Source organism: Mesorhizobium sp. M0800, from assembly GCF_040320095.1.
In the GTDB taxonomy this organism is placed as follows: Bacteria; Pseudomonadota; Alphaproteobacteria; order Rhizobiales; family Rhizobiaceae; genus Mesorhizobium.
In genome coordinates this window covers 62,971-79,062 of the sequence record NZ_JAMYOZ010000031.1, presented here as the reverse complement: position 1 = coordinate 79,062, position 16,092 = coordinate 62,971, and the positions used below count along the sequence as shown (strand labels likewise).

Genomic DNA, 16,092 nt, shown 5'->3' with positions numbered 1-16,092 from the left:
CGTGCCTCCGCGCCCCCCCCCCTTTCTCCACGCGGACCGCGCACCCGCGGGGGGGGGTGTGGTGGGGGTGGCTGCCCGGCCCGCGGAGAGGGGCCTTCGTAGAGCGCGGTTCCCCCTCTCCGTCTCGGCTTCGCCGAGCCACCTCTCCCCCACTTTCGTGGGGGCGAGGAACCCAAGCTGGAATGAAGCCGCGATGCCAACCTGAAGCGATTTCCCTAAAACACAGCAAGTTTGTTCTTGCTTTGTGCCGGCAGCTATGCTACTAATTTGGGAATGGTGCCAATTGGCTCCAACGACCCGCCCGCGAGGCGGGTTTTTTATTTCAAGCTTTGAAAGTTCCGATGTTGCCGACCTGAGGTCGGCGGGACAGCGCCCTGGACAGCACCCCCCTCTGGCCTGCCGGCCATCTCCCCCTCAAGGGGGGAGATTGGGTATCTTGTCTGCTTCCGCCAATCACCAACGTTGCAGGATTGGCGGCTAGGGCGAAGCTGCTGATCTCCCCCCTGGAGGGGGAGATGGCCGGCAGGCCAGAGGGGGGCGCCGCAGAACTCGACGCGTGTGCCTGCCATTCTCTACGCCTCATCCTCATCGTCGAGCAGACGGGTGGCGCGCCAGCGGGTGAGCACATTGTTGGTCTGTTCGATGACGAAGAAGCGCGCGGAATCGCGGTCATAGCCTTCGGCGAGCAGCTTTTCGTAGTCGGTGTGGGCGTGGCGAATATGCGCAATCGTCGCCAGCCACACGGCAATGCTCGGCGGCAAGCTCTTCATGTGCACGGCGCCGGCATCGGCACGGATCTTTTCCATGTCGGCATAAGGCGCCAGCGGCAGCAGCGCTGTCAGCGCCTTGGCGATGGCGCGGCGGCGGCCGGTCGGCGCGCTCATCACTCGACCCGTCCTGGCTCGTCCCGCCCGGACATGGTCGCCTCGGCGAAGGCATCGGTCGAGGCGAAATAGGGCTTGATGTCGATGACCGGCGTGCCGTCGAGCACGTCGATGGCGTCGAGATCGATGCGGCCGGTGTCGATGTCGAGGGCAACGAGCTTTGCGACATGCAGTCCGACAGGATTCGGCCGGGCAGGGGAGCGCAGTGAAAAGACGCCTTTCGGCTCTGTGGCATGGCGGGGTTTCTGGACAATCAGTTGCCGCGGCGCATGGTGCAGCCAGGACAGGATGATGACGTGGCTGGCGCGTTCCAGCCCAAGCAAGCCATCACGATAAGGCGGGTTGATGACCAAGTGCGCCGCCTGTCCCGCCTCTCGCGCCGCCTTCATGTTCTTGGGGCAAGTGTCCCGTGTCGTCCACGGCGAAGCGATGCGGCCGATGAAGACGACATGGCCATCCGGCGGCATCGTTGCCGGGTCGGTTTCCAGAAGCTTTTCGCCGCTGCGCGTTTCGAACATGGGTCTCGCCTCGATCATGCTTCCGACTTTGCGCGATCCGCCACGCATGCGTCATTTTCTTGTCCGGAAGCGACATAGCGCTTGCAAGCCCATCAAAACCGACATAAACATATGTTTATATCTTTTCATAGAGAATGCTCGCATGCATGTCGCTCTCGACACGATGGTAGATACATTGAAGGCGGCTGCCGAATCCAGCCGGCTGCGCATATTGGCGCTGCTGTCGCGCGGCGATCTGACCGTGTCCGATCTCACCGAAATCCTTGGCCAGTCGCAGCCGCGCGTCTCGCGCCATTTGAAATTGCTGCTGGAGGCCGGGCTGATCGGCCGCTACCAGGAGGGCTCGTGGGCGTTCTTCCGGCTGTCGGATTCCGACTCCTCGCGCGATTTCGTGCTCAGGCTGGTCTCCGGCATCCGCGGCGCCGATCCGCAGGTCGAGCGTGATCTCGAACGGCTGGCCGCGGTCAAGCGCAAGCGGCAGGACCGGGCTGCCGAATATTTCTCGGTAAACGCCGCAAGCTGGGACCATATCCGGTCGCTGCACGTGCCGGATCGCGCGGTCGAAGCAGCCCTCATCAAGCTCGTCGGCAAGCGGCCGTTCCAGTCGATGCTCGATCTCGGCACCGGCACCGGACGGCTGCTCGAGATCTTTTCGCCGCTCTATCGGCGCGGTATCGGCATCGACATGTCGCGCGAAATGCTGACGGTGGCGCGCGCCAATCTCGACAAGGCCGGCGTTTCGAATGCGCAAGTGCGCCAGGGCGACATTTTTGCGCCACCGGTCGAACGCGACGCCTTTGATCTCGTTACCATCCATCAGGTGCTGCATTATCTCGACGATCCCGCCCGCGCCATCCGCGAGGCGGCGCGTCTGTTGCGCCCGGCCGGCCGGCTGGTGATCGTCGATTTCGCGCCGCACGCGCTGGAGTTCTTGCGCGAGGAGCACGCGCATATGCGTCTCGGCTTTTCCGACCGGCAAATTGGCGACTGGTTTTCCGAGGCCAGCCTCGACCTTGAGGACAGCCAGGAATTCGAGCCGCGCGGCGGCAACGAGGCCAAGCTCACCGTCAAACTCTGGCTCGGCCGCGATCGGCGCATGCTGATTGCCGAGCCTTCCAACGACAGACAACCGGCCAATGCGTATCCGATAGGGGAAACCGCCTGATGAACCAGTTCCGCTTCTCCCGCCGCCCCGACATCGGCGACAAGGTCAGGGTTTCGTTCGAGTTCTTTCCGCCGAAAAACGATGAGATGGAAGCAAGGCTGTGGGACACGGTCACCCGGCTTGAGCCGCTCAAGCCGAAATTCGTCTCGGTCACCTATGGCGCCGGTGGTTCGACCCGCGAGCGGACGGCCCGCACCGTCAAGCGCATCCTCAATGAAACGACGCTGACGCCGGCGGCGCACATGACTTGTGTCGATGCGGCGCGCCACGAGGTCGATGCGGTGATCCGGGAGTTCGCCGATATGGGCGTCAAGCGTTTCGTCGCCCTGCGCGGCGATCCGGCCGAGGGCGTCGGCGCGGCCTACCGGCCGCATCCGGAAGGCTATGCCAATGGCGCCGAACTGGTTGATGCGTTGAAGGGCGCCGGCGATTTCGACATATCGGTCTCGGCCTATCCGGAAAAACATCCGGAAAGCCCGGATTTCGCCACCGATTTCGACATGCTGAAGCGCAAGGCCGACAATGGGGCGACGCGGGCGATCACCCAGTTCTTCTTCGACAACGATCTCTATGAGCGCTATGTCGAGCGGGCACGGCGGGCCGGCATCTACATACCGATCGTGCCGGGCATATTGCCGGTGCACAATTTCACCCAGGTCGCCAACTTCTCGGCGCGGTGCGGCGCCTTGGTGCCAGCATGGCTGGCCGAGCGTTTCGATGGGCTGCAGAACGATCCGCAAACGCATGCGCTGGTGGCATCTGCCGTGGCGGCCGAGCAGGTGCTGGACCTTGTCGAGCGCGGCGTCGGCGATTTCCACTTCTATACGATGAACCGGGCCGATCTGGTCTTCGCCATCTGCCACATGATCGGCATCAGGTCGCACGAAGTCGAGGCGGCGGGATCAGCCGCGGCGTAAGGCGGCAGGCACCTTTTTGAAATGTCAAAGATCGGGGGAATGCAAAAGGCCGGGCAAAATGCCCGGCCTTTTCAATGGTTTGGAGTATTCGGTGCTGGTCTTCCCCCGCTCAGCGGCCTTATGGAAGGACGCCCATAATGAGGGCGCCGATGAATGCAAACGCAGCACAAATCATCAATGCGTTGATCGGCCTCGTCAGTCCCATGTCATAGCCTCCTCTTAAAGAGCTATGGCGAGAGTCTAGGGTCATTTGTGCCACAGGCAAGCAGAAACTTTGCTGCAATGCGACGAGATTGTGGAATTTGCGACCTGCCGTTTGCCGTTAGGCATTGAAACTCTTTGTCAAAAGCCGGCTCGGGACCTGTGAATAATTTGTGGCAAAGCCGTGGCAGTAGCGAGAATGGCAGCGCTACCGCGGCAAAAATCGGAATCGATTTTCGGAATGACTGAAGATTCGGAGCGTCGGAGCGCCCTTTGCATGTCCAACCGGATGCTGCACGCTATACGAATGCGGTGGGCAACCAGCAGCGTTGTGAGACAGCCAGGACTTGAATTTTCTGCCAATTGGCAGTATATTGCCTGCCAAGTGATGGAGACCGGAATGAGTGTCGGTTATGCGGTTCGCGATCCTGCAAATCAGGCTTTGCCGGCAAATCTGGCGGATGCCTCGGCACGGGCGCGGCTCACGCCAGCGGCTGTTGCCGGCATCGTCAGGCTCGCAGACATCTGGCATCTGACCAGCACCGAGATCTGTACCTTGATCGGCGACGTGTCGGAGAGAACCTGGTTCCGCATGAAGAAAGGCGAGTGGGAGGGCGTTCTCTCCCAGGATTCGCTGACACGCATCAGCGCCCTGATCGGCATCTTCAAGGGACTGCGGCTTCTGTTCTCCGAAGCGCTTGCCGATGAATGGGTGCGGTTGCCGAACAAAGGGCCTCTTTATGGTGGCCGGCGCCCCCTGGACGTAATGATCGAGGGCGGCATTCCGAAGCTGCTGCAGGTTCGCCAACATATCGACGCTTTGCGCGGTGGACTTTGAATGCAGATCCCACCACGCGCTGACATTTCCCAGCGCGACACGATCCGGCTGATTTCGACAGGCAGGTTAAAGGAACCGGTCCTGATGCCGTTGGCCAGGAATCATGGAGATTTGGAAGACCTTGCGGAGCTCGAAGGAGCCACCAGCGGCCGCCTTCAGGCGCAGCAGGGGGGATTGCCCGACCTCGATCCGCGCGAACTGGTTTTCGGGAGGCCGGGCCACACCTTCATCAATGCGGCGTTCGCTTACACCCGTCCGGGCGGCAATCGTTTCAACGATGATGCCAGGGGCGTCTGGTACTGTGGGTTCGATGCTGAAACCGCGCTCGGCGAGGTCTCGTTTCATCTGACGCGCGAGCTTGCCGCGATCGAACGGTTCGAAAACGTCACCGACTACGCGGAGCTCGTTGCCGACTTCATAGGCTCGTTTCACGATCTGCGCGGTGCTGAGTTCAGCAAGGACCCGGTGCTCGATCCGGATACTATCTTAGCCTATCCTGCCGGTCAGGCGCTGGCGAAGCAACTCCGCAAGCAAGACGCCGCGAGCGGCTTTGTCTATCCTTCCGTGAGACATGTCGGCGGGACCTGCCTTGCCGCCTTCCGTCCCGATCTCGTTCAAAATCTCCGGCAAGGCGGTATCTGGCGTCTGGAATGGCAGGGTTCATCTGTTCCCGCGATCACGCCCATATAGCGCACGATCGGGAGCGACAACTTCGCTGCGCCATCTCTAACGCCGCCCGAACAGGCGACCGTCGATGGTGACGAGGCCGAGGGCGATCAGCGCCATGCCGCCGAGTTCGAACAGTTCGAGCCGCTCGCCCAGGAACAGGAAGCCGAGCAGGATGGCACTGGCCGGCACGATGAGCGTGACCAGCGAGGCGTTGGTGGCGCCGGCCGAGGCGACGAGATTGAAATAGAGGATGTAGGCGAAGGCCGTCGACAGCAGAGCCAATGCCAGCACCGCCGCCCAAACCGGCGGCGAGGCCGAAAACAGATTGGCGGCATCATAGGTGAACAGAACGACCGGGATCATAATGATGGTCGAGCAGGTCAATTGGCCGGTGGCAATGACCGGTGACGGCACACCCTTGAAGCGGCGGGCGATCATCAGCGCAACCGCATAGGATAGCGATGCTCCGATGAGCGCGAATTTCGCCCAGACCGGACCGCCGAGCCCGGCGACGAGGCCGGGACCGATCATCACCGCCGTTCCCGCGATACCGAGGGCGATGCCGGCAAGCTTGTTCCACGACAGCTTTTCGTCGCTGGTCAGGGCGTTGGCGAGGATCAGCGTCCAGAACGGCGTCGTCGAATTGAGGACGGAAGCAATGCCGGCGCCAAGCTCGGTCTGGCCGGCAAAGATCAGCGAGAAAGGAATGACATTGTTGGCGAGCGCCAGCAGGAAGAACAGGCCGGCATGCGGCAAGGCGAGGCGAAACGACGGGCCACGGACCGCAAGATAGAGCTGCAACGCGATCGCAGCTATGGTGACGCGGAACAGCACCAGCACCAGCGGCGGAAGTTCCGCTACCGCAATACGGGCAAAGAAGAACGAGCCGCCCCAGATGGCGCCGAGCAGCAGAAGCTGCGCCCAGTCCTTGAGCACCATCGGACCGCGCATCGTGGTGGTGGCAGCTATCGCCATTGGTCGTCCTCCCAGACGAGATGCCTTGCTCTTCAGGCGTCTGTTCACGCCATACCCGATCCGGCCGCAAGGGCCACCCGAAACCTGAGCGATGGCCTAGCTCGCTCATAACTGGCGTGCAGCACCGGCGTACCGCCGCGAACCCAGGGCGGCGAGACATAGAATTGTTTTCATTAGCCGCTAGCTTGGATTAATTGTGCGCAGCCTCAGTCAAGGGATTCGTCCATGCAGCGATTCGAAAATGCCCGCGAGGCAGCGCTGGCGCTTCGCCCGGACGATCCGATCTATTGCTTCCGCCCGCAGGTGCTGAAGGCGGACGCCAAACAGTTCATGGGCATGTTTCCCGGCAAGACCGCCTATGCGGTCAAGACCAATGGCGAGCAGATCGTGCTCAACGCCCTGGTCGAGGCCGGCGTCAATGCCTTCGATGTGGCCTCGCCCGGCGAATTCGCTGCCGTGCGCGCCGTTTCGCCCGACGCCGAGATGCTCTACATGCACCCCGTGAAGGCGCAGTCGGACATCAGGCTGGCGCTGGAAAAATACGCCATCCGCGTCATTTCGCTCGACCATGAGGACGAGATCACCAAGCTGACCAGGGTGGTGCGGGCGCTCGACATCGATCCGGGCGCGATTACCGTGTTCGTGCGCATCCAGACGAAAGGCTCGGCAGCTTACGAACTGTCGAAGAAGTTCGGCGCCGGACCGGCCAATGCGGTCGAACTCGCCGAACGGCTGAACCGGACGGGCTACAAGGTCGGGCTGTGCTTTCACGTCGGCAGCCAGATAGAGGATCCCGACACCTATGAGCGGGCGCTGGCCTCCGCCGACTGGGTGCGCAACCGCGTCGGTTTCGACATTGCCGGGCTCGATGTCGGCGGCGGCTTTCCGGCCGAATACGGTCATGATCCGAACAGCCGCAAGCCGGAAATGCCGTCGCTCGGCCAGATCATGTCGCGGTTTTCGGGCGACCTCCAGGAGTACCAGTTCGACCAGATGCCGCTGGTGGCCGAGCCGGGCCGGGTGATCGTGGCGCGCTGCCTGTCGCTGATCGTGCGCGTGCTGCTGCGCAAGGGCAAAAGGCTCTACATCAATGACGGCATCTGGGCGTCGCTGTCGGATTCATGGACCGGCAAGATCACGCTGCCGGCGCGCTTCATCCCCGATCCGGCAATCCGCTCGCGCAATGGCGAGGACAAGACCATCGTGCCGTTCAAGGTCTGCGGCGCGACCTGCGATTCCGTCGATATATTGTCGCGGCCGTTCTGGCTGCCCGAAACCGTCGATACCGGCGATTGGATCGAGATCGGCCATATCGGCGCCTATTCGCTGTCGCTCCGAACACGGTTCAACGGCTTCTATCCCGACACTTTCGTCGAGGTGGCAACGCCATTCGACGAAGGCGATGCGCCGCAGGGGTTTGCCAGCCTGGAGACGATGGCGGATTAGTGAATGGTGAATAAGTGAAATGGTGAATAGTGAATAGTGAATAGAAGCAGTTCTTGCGTTCCGTCCGCTTCGGTGAATTGTCACCATTCACCATTCACCATTCACCATTCACCATTCACCATTCACCATTCACCGTTCAGTCAGGCCACGCCGCCGCCGGCCTGGATGTTCTCGCCGGTAAGCCAACGAGCCTCGTCCGAGGCCAGGAAAACCGCGACATCGGCGACGTCGCGCGGCGCTCCGATCCGGTCGAAGGGCGACATGCCGGCGGCCACGGCCCGGTCCCTCTCCGGAAGCAGGTCGGTGTCGGTGAAGCCTGGCGACAGCGCATTCACGGTAACGGCGCGCGGGCCGAGTTCGCGCGAGAGGACGCGGACGAACTGCTCGACGGCTCCCTTGCTGCCGAGATAGAGCGCCGTCTGCGTGAAGAACATCCTGGTTCCGCCGGTGGAGACGGCAATGATGCGGCCACCGTCGCGAACGCGGCGCGCCGCTTCCTGAAGCGTGAAGAAGGTGCCCTTGGCATTGGCGCCGAACACGTGATCGAAGTCCGCTTCGGTGGCCTCGACGAGCGGCTTTATGACAGCGACGCCGACATTGGCGACGACGATGTCAATCGGCCCCATCTGTCTTTCGGTTTCGTCGAACAGCTTGCGAATGTCGGGGATGCTGGAGACGTCCGCCTGGATGGCGACGGCTTTTCCGCCAATCCCTTCAATGGCGGCAACCACTTCCCTGGCTGCTTTCTCGTTGCCCACATAGTTGACGACCACGGCAGCACCCTTGGCCGCGAGCCCCTCGGCGATGGCGCGCCCGATGCCGCGCGAGCTGCCGGTCACAAGTGCGGTTTTGCCTTCGAGTGGACGATGCATGGCTGTTCCTTCCGTCTGATTACGGCCGCCTCGATCGAGCGGCGTTCCAGGGAAAGGTATGGGCATGCTATTGCTCAGAGAATAGCCTATTATCTTCCTGACTTGTTAAGCCTGGGGTACATAATGCGCGGAACCGAGTTTTCCGAACTCACGGCATTTGCAGCAATCATCGAAGAGGGCAGCTTCGTCCGCGCCGCGGCCAAACTCAGGATTTCGCCTCCAGCACTCAGCCAGACGATACGTGGGCTGGAAGAGCGTCTCGGTGTCCGCCTGCTCAACCGCACCACGCGCAGCATGTCGCCGACGGCTGAGGGCGAGAAGCTGTTTGCCCGCATCGCACCGGCGTTCAGCGAACTGGAAGGGGCCGTCGCCGACGCGCATGCATCACGCGGCCGGCCGGCCGGCTCGCTGCGCATCAATGTTCCGCGCATCGCCGCCACGCGTTTCATCGCGCCGATCCTCGGCGATTTCCGCCGCGCCTATCCCGATATCGCCCTCACCATCATTGTCGACGACATGCTCACCGACATCGTCGAGGGCCGCTTCGATGCCGGAATCAGATTGGGTGAGCGGCTGCACAAGGACATGGTGGCGGTGAAACTCAGCGAGGAACTCGAGATGGCCGCAGTGGCGGCGCCGAGCTATCTGGAGCATCACCCGATACCGCGTCACCCCGCGGACCTGCATCACCACCAGTGCATCAATTTCCAGTGGCCGAGCGGCGGCAACATCTACCGGTGGGAGTTCGCCCGAGGCCAACGTGCTTTGGAAGTGGCCGTCAGCGGCGGCCTGACGGTCAACGATACGGAACTGATGATCGGGGCGGTTCTGGATGGGGTCGGCGTGGCGTACATGCTGGAATATCAGGTCCGGCCATGGATCGAAGCGGGAAAGCTCATCCGCTTTCTCGACGCCTGGTCGCCGAGATTTCCGGGTTTTTATCTATATCACGCGAGTTCCCGCCAGGTTCCGGCGCCGTTGCGAGCGTTCATCGATTTCCTGCTTGCCAGGCGGTGATGGGAATAGTGAATAGTGAATAGTGAATAGTGAATAGTGAATAGTGAATAGTGAATAGTGAATAGTGAATAGTGAATAGTGAATAGTGGTAGCTCTGGTGCTCAATGCGGCTCCGGTGCTATTCTTTTCACCATTCACCATTCACAGCCTCGCCAGCAGCTCCGGCGTCGGCCAGCCGTCGACCGGCAGGCCCAGCCGCTTCTGCTCCTTGCGGATCGCTTCGCGGGTGTTGGTGCCCAGTATGCCGTCGACGGTGCCGACGTCATAGCCTTTCGCCTCGAGCTTGGTCTGCAGCGCCTTCATCTGGTCGCCGTTGAGGCCGGGTTCGGGGTTGCGCGGATCGAATCGCGGCGCGCCCCCCAGCCGGGCGGCAAGATTTGCCGCGGTCAGGGCATAGGTGAAGGACTGGTTCCACTCGAGATAGACGTCGAAATTGTCGTAGGTCAGGAAGGCTGGCCCCTTGCGACCCATGGGCAGCGCCAGGCCGGCCTTCAGGCCGTTGTCGAGAAGCGGCGTACCGTCGGGCCTGGTAACGCCCCACTGCGCCCACTGCGTCAACGGCAGCTTGTTGGTGCGTCCCGTCTGCTCCCACGGTAAATCGTCAGGCACACGGACTTCCTCGATCCAGGGCTGGTCGCGCTTCCAGCCGCGCGACTGGATCTTGCTGGCCGTGCTCATGATCACGTCCGGCGCGCTGCCGCGCAGGTCGACCAAGCCATCGCCGTCGCCATCGACGCCGTGGCCGAGATAGTCGGAAGGCAACATCTGCGTCTGGCCGATCTCGCCGGCCCAGGCACCGGTCACGTCGGCCGGCACCACGCCGCGATCGATCAACATCAGCAGCGGCACGATCTGCGGCCGGAACAACTGCGGACGGCGGCAGTCATGCGAGAGGCTCACCAGCGCGTTCAGCGTATGAAAATCGCCCTGCACGGCGCCAAAATCGGTCTCCAGGGCCCAGAAGGCGGCGATGACCGGCGCCTGCACGCCGTATTCGCGATCGGCGCGGACAAAGACCTCGGCATATTTTTGCAGATTGGCCGCACCTTGCTTCAGCCGATGGGACGAGATCATGCGGTTCGAGAATTCGATGAAGGTCTGGGTGAAGACGCCCTGGGCGCGGTCGCGTGCCAACGCCTTCTCATCGAGGGTGGCGTTTTCCAGCGCATCAAGGCCGGCAGCGCCGACGCCGGCCGCCCTGGCCTCCGCCGCCACGCCGTGCTTCCATGCCTCGAAATCGCCGCCGCATTGCTGTGCCGCGGCCGGCACGGCGTTCAGGAGCAGCGCCGCGAGAATTCCAAAGCGCGATCGCATCGCCATCCTTCCGAGAAGATACCAGCGGTTGCGGGCATCCGTCATTGGCTGTGTCGAAAAGCAGGCGGCAGGCCTGGTGTCAACGGGTGTTCTGCCGCAACCACTTCTTCCACGCGGCTTCGGAGCCGTTGAAGACGCTGATGTCGGCGTTTCCGGTCATGCCCGGCACGACGCCCGTTCCGGTATACTGCCAGAAGGTGAAGGGATGGCTGCCGTATTTCTGGCGCGGGTGCCCGGCGACGGAGCGCAGCCAGTAGGGGTAGCCGCGGAAACCCGATAAACCATTATCTTCGAAGAAGTCGACCGACGTGTAGATGATCGGCTTCTTGCCGTAGTGTTTTTCGACGATTTCGAGGAATGTGCTCATCTCGCTGCGTACCGTGGCGGCATCTGGCCGCAGCTTGCAGGTCGGCGATTTCGGGTTCCATTCCATGTCGAGAACCGGCGGCATCGCCGAACCGTCTTTGGGCACGTTCTGGATGAACCAGCGCGCCTGGGTAGCGGCCGGCGTGCAAAAGTAGAAAAAATGATAGGCGGCACGGGGGATGCCCGAGGCCCTGGTGCGGCTCCAATGCTCGTTGAAAGCTTCATCGAAGCGGTCTCCGCCTTCGGTTGCCTTGATAAAGGCGAAGGAGATGCCGCTGGCCCTGGCCGCCGGCCAGTTGATCGATGTCTGGTATTTGGAGACGTCGGTACCGTGGACGGCATAGCTCCACGGTGCGCCGCTATCCCATTCATGCGGGTCGGAATCGGCAAAACGCGGCGCGCGTACCGCAATCGTCGGGGCACTGGACGACGATAGCGATGGCGTCAGATCCTCGACCGTCGAGCAGGCACCAAGCAGCATCAGCGTGATGAGGACCGCGAAACGGCGCATCGCTACTTCCCGAGCCGGTTTCAGCCGGCCGCTGATGGGTCTTTCCGCGGGTGGCCCCTCGACCGGGCGCAGCGTGTCTGAAACCGACTTACGCGGCGCGCCTGGATCTTCGTTTCATGCATTCCCAAACCGTTACGCCGTTTTGGGACGCATGCATTCAAGCCCCGCCGGACGGTCACCCCACAGGATCGTCCGGTCTCTCGTGATCGCCGATCATGGTTGATATTCGGTTGACGGCGCTCGACAAGAGCCGCGATTTTGCCGAAACAATGGCGGCAAATCGATGACATAGATCGCGCTCAGGGGGAATCCGAAAAAATGCAGATCCTTCTGAAGTTCGTCAAATGGCTGCTCGGCCTGGCTGTGCTGGCCGCTGCGATACTCGCCGGCTGGCTGTATTTTGCGCCGCCGGAACTGATCCGCGTCGGTTCCGGCTATGCGGCCAAGATCGTCTGTTCGAACGTCTTCATCGCCGGGCGAGACGCCGACGATGTGCTTGCCGTCGATGTGCAGGCGCCGGGTCATCCGCTGCTGAAGCTGATGAGAGTGTCGGTCGACAAGGAGAAGGGAACGGTTTCGGCCGGCCTGTTCGGTGTGCTCGGCAAAAGTGTCGCGGTTGCGCGCGACGGGCTCGGCTGCGCCTCGGTTCCCGACGGCGATATTGCCGCCGCCAAGGCTGTCGCCGGAGCTGCACCGACGCCGGCGCCGCTGCCCGATCTGATCTGGCCGGAGGGCGACAAGGCCGATGCCTCGCAGGATCCCGAGGTCGCGAAAGTCCTCGACGATCCAGCAATGACCGGCGCCGGCATGCGGGCGGTCGTGGTGGTCAAGAACGGCCGCATCGTCGCTGAGCATTATGGCGACGGCTTTTCCGAAAAGACGCCGCTATTGGGCTGGTCAATGACCAAGACCGTAAATGCGGCGATCGTCGGCACGCTGGTGAAGGAGGGCAAGCTGGCGATGACCAACCAGGGTCTGTTCGGTCCCTGGAAGGGAGATGGCCGCGTCGTGATCAGCCTCGCCGACATGATGGCCATGTCGAGCGGGCTGGAATTCAACGAGGATTATGGCGACGTCGCCGACGTGACGCGCATGCTCTATCTCGAACCGGACATGGCGGGCTTTGCCGGATCCAAGCCGCTGACCGGCGAGGTCGGCAAGGTGTTTTCCTATTCGAGCGGCACGGCGGTGATGCTGTCCCGATTGTGGCAGGACGCGATCGGCGACAAGGACAAGGCGCTGGCCTGGCCGAGGACCGCGCTGTTCGATCCGCTCGGCATGCAGAGTGCAGTGCTGGAGGCCGACGAGCACGGCACCTTCGTCGGCTCGTCCTACCTCTACGCCACGGCACGCGACTGGGCGCGCTTCGGCCAGTTCCTGCTGCAGGGCGGCGTCTGGAACGGCAAGGAGATCCTGCCCGCCGGCTTCGTCGACTGGATGCGGGAACCGGCAACTGCCTCGAAGGTCTACGGCAATGGGCAATTATGGATCGAAGGACCGGGCGACGAAGAAAACCCCGGCGCCGGCGGTGCCGCCGGCCTGCCCAAGGACACCTATTGGATGGAGGGGCATGATGGGCAAACGGTTGCCATCATCCCCTCGGAGCAGCTGGTTGTGGTGCGGCTCGGGCTGACGCCGGCCAGGCTCGGCTATCGGCCGCAGGCGATGGTGGCGGCGCTGATCAAGGCGCTGCACTGAGGAATGCGGCGGTCGCAGTCTTGTCTATGCGGCTGTCGCCAAAGGCTTGGCGCGATCAACACGCGCCCGCTCGTCGGGTGAGTTCATAACCGTCCAAAGATCATTACGGCGCTGGACGTTCAACCAGAAATCCGGGCTGTTGCCAAACACCCGCGCCAGAATGAGCGCGGTAGCCGCCGTCACGTTGCGGCGGCCGTTGCACAATTCGTTCACATGCTTGCGCTGGACGCTCATAGCTTCGGCCAAAGCCGCCTGTGTCAGGCCGAGTGGTTGCATGAATTCTTCCGTAAGAATTTCGCCAACCGTTGCTGGCTTGCGTGCGGTCATCAACATGTCTCACCTCACTTATATATAACTGTGGTCGTCGAGATAGATGTCCGACGCCTCGCCCCGGCCCCCGTCCCAGCGGAAGACCAGCCGCCATTGTTTGTTGACACGGATCGAATGGAAGCCTTCGAGATTGCCGCGCAACTTCTCGAAATGGTTGCTGGGCGGCACACGCAAATCCTGATCGATCGCCGCGTCGTCAATCATCTGGAGCTTGCGGAACAAGCGGCTTTCGAGATCGGACGGAATATTGCGGGAGTGGGTGTCGTCCACGAAGAAAGCCCGCAGCCATCCATCTCTAAAGCCGATGATCATCCCATGCTTCCGGCGAGGAGATAATGTACCACTCCTTGGGTCATATGGCAATGTGTGATTTAGCCAATTAACTGATTTCAGCCACGGCGCCCCCATTTAGGATTGGAGCCCCAAAACCTTCCACGGCAAAATTGATATTAGATGGCGATCTTGCTCACGGCGAGCCAGCTGTAGCCGCGATAAAGTGTCTTGAATCGAACGCTTGCGCCAACTCTTGCAGATTCCGAATCCAGAATCGCGCGCAACGATTGACGCGGCTCGACGTGGAATTTTTTCAGCCAGCCGCGCAACAGCTTGCGGAACCAGCTGGGCAAGGCTTCCTGCTGGCCAAAATCGACGACATGCAGCGAGCCACCCGGTGACAGAGCAGCAAGAGCCGCGGATACCGTCTTTTCCCAGCCGGGGATCATCGACAGCGAATATGAGACAAAGACGCGGTCGAAACTTTCGACGCCGAACAGCGCTTTCGCGTCGAAATTCGTGGCATCGCCGCGCGCCAGCGTGACGCGGCCGGAGAGACCTTCGCGCGCGAGGGCGGCAGTGGCCGTCTCCAGCATCCCGGCCGAAATATCGAGGCCGAAGAAGCGCGCGCCGGGATAGCGGCGGGCGGCGAGGATGATGTTGCGGCCGGTGCCGCAGCCGAGCTCGAGCACGGTGCCGCCGGCCGGCACATCCAGTCCGGCGATAAGCCGGTCGCGGCCCAGCAAATAATATTTGCGGGTCAGGTCGTAGATATGACGCTGCCAGCGGTAGACACCGTCCATCAGTTCGGCATGGCTGGCCGGCAAGTCGGTCGTGCTCATGCGGACCGCTTCACATAGAGATGGAAGCCGCCATAGATGGCCGAGCGGTCGCGCGCCGAAAACTCGCGCGAGGCGTCGTTCTCGTAGCGCCACTGATCGAGCAGCGAATTCGAGACGCGGCCGGGCAGCAGGCTGGGTTCCGCTGCGGTGCGGAAGATGACGCGGGCGCCGGTGGAGGCGGTTCGGGTGATCTCGGCCCACAACTCGTTGAGCTGGTCGTCGGTCATCCAGTCCTGTGCATCGAGCAGCACGAAGCGATCCACCGAGCCGGCATCCTTGCGGGCAAGGAACTCGATCAGATTGGCGTGGTGGATGGCAACGCGATCGACATTGTTGCGGATCGTCTTGTAGTTGCGCTTTTCGAGATAGGCGGGCAGGGCGGCCTCGCCCGGATCAGGGTAGCGGCGGGCGAAAGCCTGCCAGGCGAAATAATTGGTCTTCAGCGGAAAATCGCAGGCGAGCTTTTCCAGTCGTGCCTTCAGCACGCTGGCCATGGTGCCATCACCCGAGGTGATCAGCGAATCGTACTGGGCCGGCGGAATGCCGAGGCCGAATAGCGAAGCCTTTCGCGAGGTCGCCCATTTCAGCAGCGGTTTTTCGAAGACCGGCGCCAGCTCTTCGTCGAAGAAGCGGCGCTGATCGGCGATGGTCTTGGCGTCCATGATTCCGGCCGGGTCGACGCCGAAGAATTTTGCGGTGCGATGGCCGATCGCAATGAACAGGCCAAGCAGGCCGGTCTGGTAGAAATTGCGGTCGAAGACGGCGATGCGGCGACGGCCGCGCCAGTTGCGGCGCTCCCAATAATGGCGGCTGACCGGCTCGAGATGCGGTGCGATGAAGCGATCGTAGGCCTGTGAATTGTGTCCGGTCTCAGCCGCGCCGAAGAAACGGAACAGGTCGCCCTGCGACGGCAGGTGACGGACGGCTTCGAGCTTCATGCGGTTCAGCGCGATATGGGCAGCGTTGAGGTCGACGGCATCGATCCTTTCCGGCGAGCGGGTGAGATAGGCAAGGATGTTACAGCCGCCGGAGGCAATGGTGACGATGCGGTGGCCCGTCCCGAGCTGCATCGCGTCCATGTCGATTTCGGGGTCTTCCCAGATCTGCGGATAGACGAGGCCGGAGAACAGGAAGGCGAACAGGCGCTCGGAGATGCCGGCTTTCGACAGCGGGCGGTTCTGGTAGACGGCCTTGCCGACTTCCTTGCCGCGGCGAAAAACCAGGTCCCCAGAAACGTCCGTCATGGCAAGGCGATT

At 62.2% G+C, this 16,092-nt stretch carries 17 protein-coding genes; 7 read left to right on the top strand and 10 right to left on the bottom strand.

Annotated features, from left to right (window positions below; all coding sequences use genetic code 11):
* Window positions 1-572: 572 nt before the first annotated feature.
* Both NKI18_RS27360 and tsaA read right to left on the bottom strand, forming a co-directional pair.
* Window positions 573-884 (bottom strand): DUF2293 domain-containing protein, encoded by a 312-nt coding sequence (locus NKI18_RS27360; RefSeq protein WP_352619476.1) that lies wholly within the window; start codon window positions 882-884, stop codon window positions 573-575.
* Window positions 884-1,402: a tRNA (N6-threonylcarbamoyladenosine(37)-N6)-methyltransferase TrmO gene (gene tsaA / locus NKI18_RS27355; RefSeq protein ID WP_352619477.1), complete on the bottom strand. Its 519-nt coding sequence runs from the start codon at window positions 1,400-1,402 to the stop codon at window positions 884-886. Before tsaA ends, NKI18_RS27360 begins: the two co-directional genes overlap by 1 nt.
* Window positions 1,403-1,544: 142 nt before the next feature.
* Here tsaA and NKI18_RS27350 point away from each other — a divergent pair, with 142 nt between their 5' ends.
* The 4 genes from NKI18_RS27350 (at window position 1,545) to NKI18_RS27335 (ending at window position 5,213) form a co-directional block, all read left to right on the top strand.
* Window positions 1,545-2,567, top strand: coding sequence for an ArsR/SmtB family transcription factor (locus NKI18_RS27350; protein ID WP_352619478.1), 1,023 nt, complete (start codon window positions 1,545-1,547; stop codon window positions 2,565-2,567).
* Entirely contained in the window at window positions 2,567-3,484 is a 918-nt protein-coding gene (gene metF, locus NKI18_RS27345; protein WP_023676795.1) for a methylenetetrahydrofolate reductase [NAD(P)H], read from the top strand. The genes NKI18_RS27350 and metF overlap by 1 nt, the downstream gene beginning before the upstream one ends.
* A 400-nt stretch (window positions 3,485-3,884) precedes the next feature.
* Window positions 3,885-4,523, top strand: a complete 639-nt coding sequence (locus NKI18_RS27340; protein ID WP_352619479.1) for an antitoxin Xre/MbcA/ParS toxin-binding domain-containing protein — start codon at window positions 3,885-3,887, stop codon at window positions 4,521-4,523.
* On the top strand, window positions 4,524-5,213 hold the full coding sequence (locus NKI18_RS27335; RefSeq protein WP_352619480.1) for an RES family NAD+ phosphorylase: 690 nt from the start codon (window positions 4,524-4,526) through the stop codon (window positions 5,211-5,213).
* A 36-nt stretch (window positions 5,214-5,249) separates the two neighbouring features.
* Here NKI18_RS27335 and NKI18_RS27330 read toward each other — a convergent pair whose 3' ends face one another.
* On the bottom strand, window positions 5,250-6,167 hold the full coding sequence (locus NKI18_RS27330) for a DMT family transporter (RefSeq protein ID WP_352619481.1): 918 nt from the start codon (window positions 6,165-6,167) through the stop codon (window positions 5,250-5,252).
* Window positions 6,168-6,392: 225 nt separating this feature from the next.
* On the opposite strand from NKI18_RS27330, the gene NKI18_RS27325 reads away from it, so the two are divergent.
* Window positions 6,393-7,613, top strand: a complete 1,221-nt coding sequence (locus tag NKI18_RS27325; protein ID WP_352619482.1) for an alanine racemase — start codon at window positions 6,393-6,395, stop codon at window positions 7,611-7,613.
* 140 nt (window positions 7,614-7,753) lie between these two features.
* Here the strand turns inward: NKI18_RS27325 and NKI18_RS27320 are convergent, their stop codons facing one another.
* On the bottom strand, window positions 7,754-8,485 hold the full coding sequence (locus NKI18_RS27320; protein ID WP_352619483.1) for an SDR family oxidoreductase: 732 nt from the start codon (window positions 8,483-8,485) through the stop codon (window positions 7,754-7,756).
* A 123-nt stretch (window positions 8,486-8,608) separates the two neighbouring features.
* Here NKI18_RS27320 and NKI18_RS27315 point away from each other — a divergent pair, with 123 nt between their 5' ends.
* Window positions 8,609-9,502, top strand: a complete 894-nt coding sequence (locus NKI18_RS27315; RefSeq protein ID WP_352619484.1) for a LysR family transcriptional regulator — start codon at window positions 8,609-8,611, stop codon at window positions 9,500-9,502.
* A gap of 141 nt (window positions 9,503-9,643) precedes the next feature.
* Here the strand turns inward: NKI18_RS27315 and NKI18_RS27310 are convergent, their stop codons facing one another.
* Together NKI18_RS27310 and NKI18_RS27305 are read right to left on the bottom strand one after the other, a co-directional pair.
* A complete protein-coding gene (locus NKI18_RS27310; protein ID WP_352619485.1) occupies window positions 9,644-10,816 on the bottom strand; it encodes a lytic murein transglycosylase in 1,173 nt (390 codons plus the stop codon).
* A gap of 79 nt (window positions 10,817-10,895) precedes the next feature.
* Window positions 10,896-11,693, bottom strand: coding sequence for a glycoside hydrolase family 25 protein (locus NKI18_RS27305; RefSeq protein ID WP_352619486.1), 798 nt, complete (start codon window positions 11,691-11,693; stop codon window positions 10,896-10,898).
* 318 nt (window positions 11,694-12,011) lie between these two features.
* Between NKI18_RS27305 and NKI18_RS27300 the strand changes: the two genes are divergently transcribed.
* The gene (locus NKI18_RS27300; RefSeq protein ID WP_352619487.1) at window positions 12,012-13,391 is read left to right on the top strand and encodes a serine hydrolase domain-containing protein; all 1,380 of its coding nucleotides are present in this window, start codon (window positions 12,012-12,014) and stop codon (window positions 13,389-13,391) included.
* 24 nt (window positions 13,392-13,415) lie between these two features.
* On the opposite strand, the gene NKI18_RS27295 is transcribed toward NKI18_RS27300, so the two are convergent.
* The 4 genes from NKI18_RS27295 to NKI18_RS27280 all read right to left on the bottom strand — a co-directional run bounded on the left by NKI18_RS27295 (window position 13,416) and on the right by NKI18_RS27280 (window position 16,080).
* Window positions 13,416-13,724, bottom strand: coding sequence for a HigA family addiction module antitoxin (locus tag NKI18_RS27295; protein ID WP_352453138.1), 309 nt, complete (start codon window positions 13,722-13,724; stop codon window positions 13,416-13,418).
* A 12-nt stretch (window positions 13,725-13,736) separates the two neighbouring features.
* Complete coding sequence (locus NKI18_RS27290; protein ID WP_352456184.1) at window positions 13,737-14,033, bottom strand: type II toxin-antitoxin system RelE/ParE family toxin; 297 nt, start codon at window positions 14,031-14,033, stop codon at window positions 13,737-13,739.
* Window positions 14,034-14,170: 137 nt separating this feature from the next.
* Complete coding sequence (locus NKI18_RS27285) at window positions 14,171-14,836, bottom strand: class I SAM-dependent methyltransferase (RefSeq protein WP_352619488.1); 666 nt, start codon at window positions 14,834-14,836, stop codon at window positions 14,171-14,173.
* Entirely contained in the window at window positions 14,833-16,080 is a 1,248-nt protein-coding gene (locus tag NKI18_RS27280) for a BtaA family protein (protein WP_352619489.1), read from the bottom strand. The genes NKI18_RS27285 and NKI18_RS27280 overlap by 4 nt, the downstream gene beginning before the upstream one ends.
* Window positions 16,081-16,092: the final 12 nt, after the last annotated feature.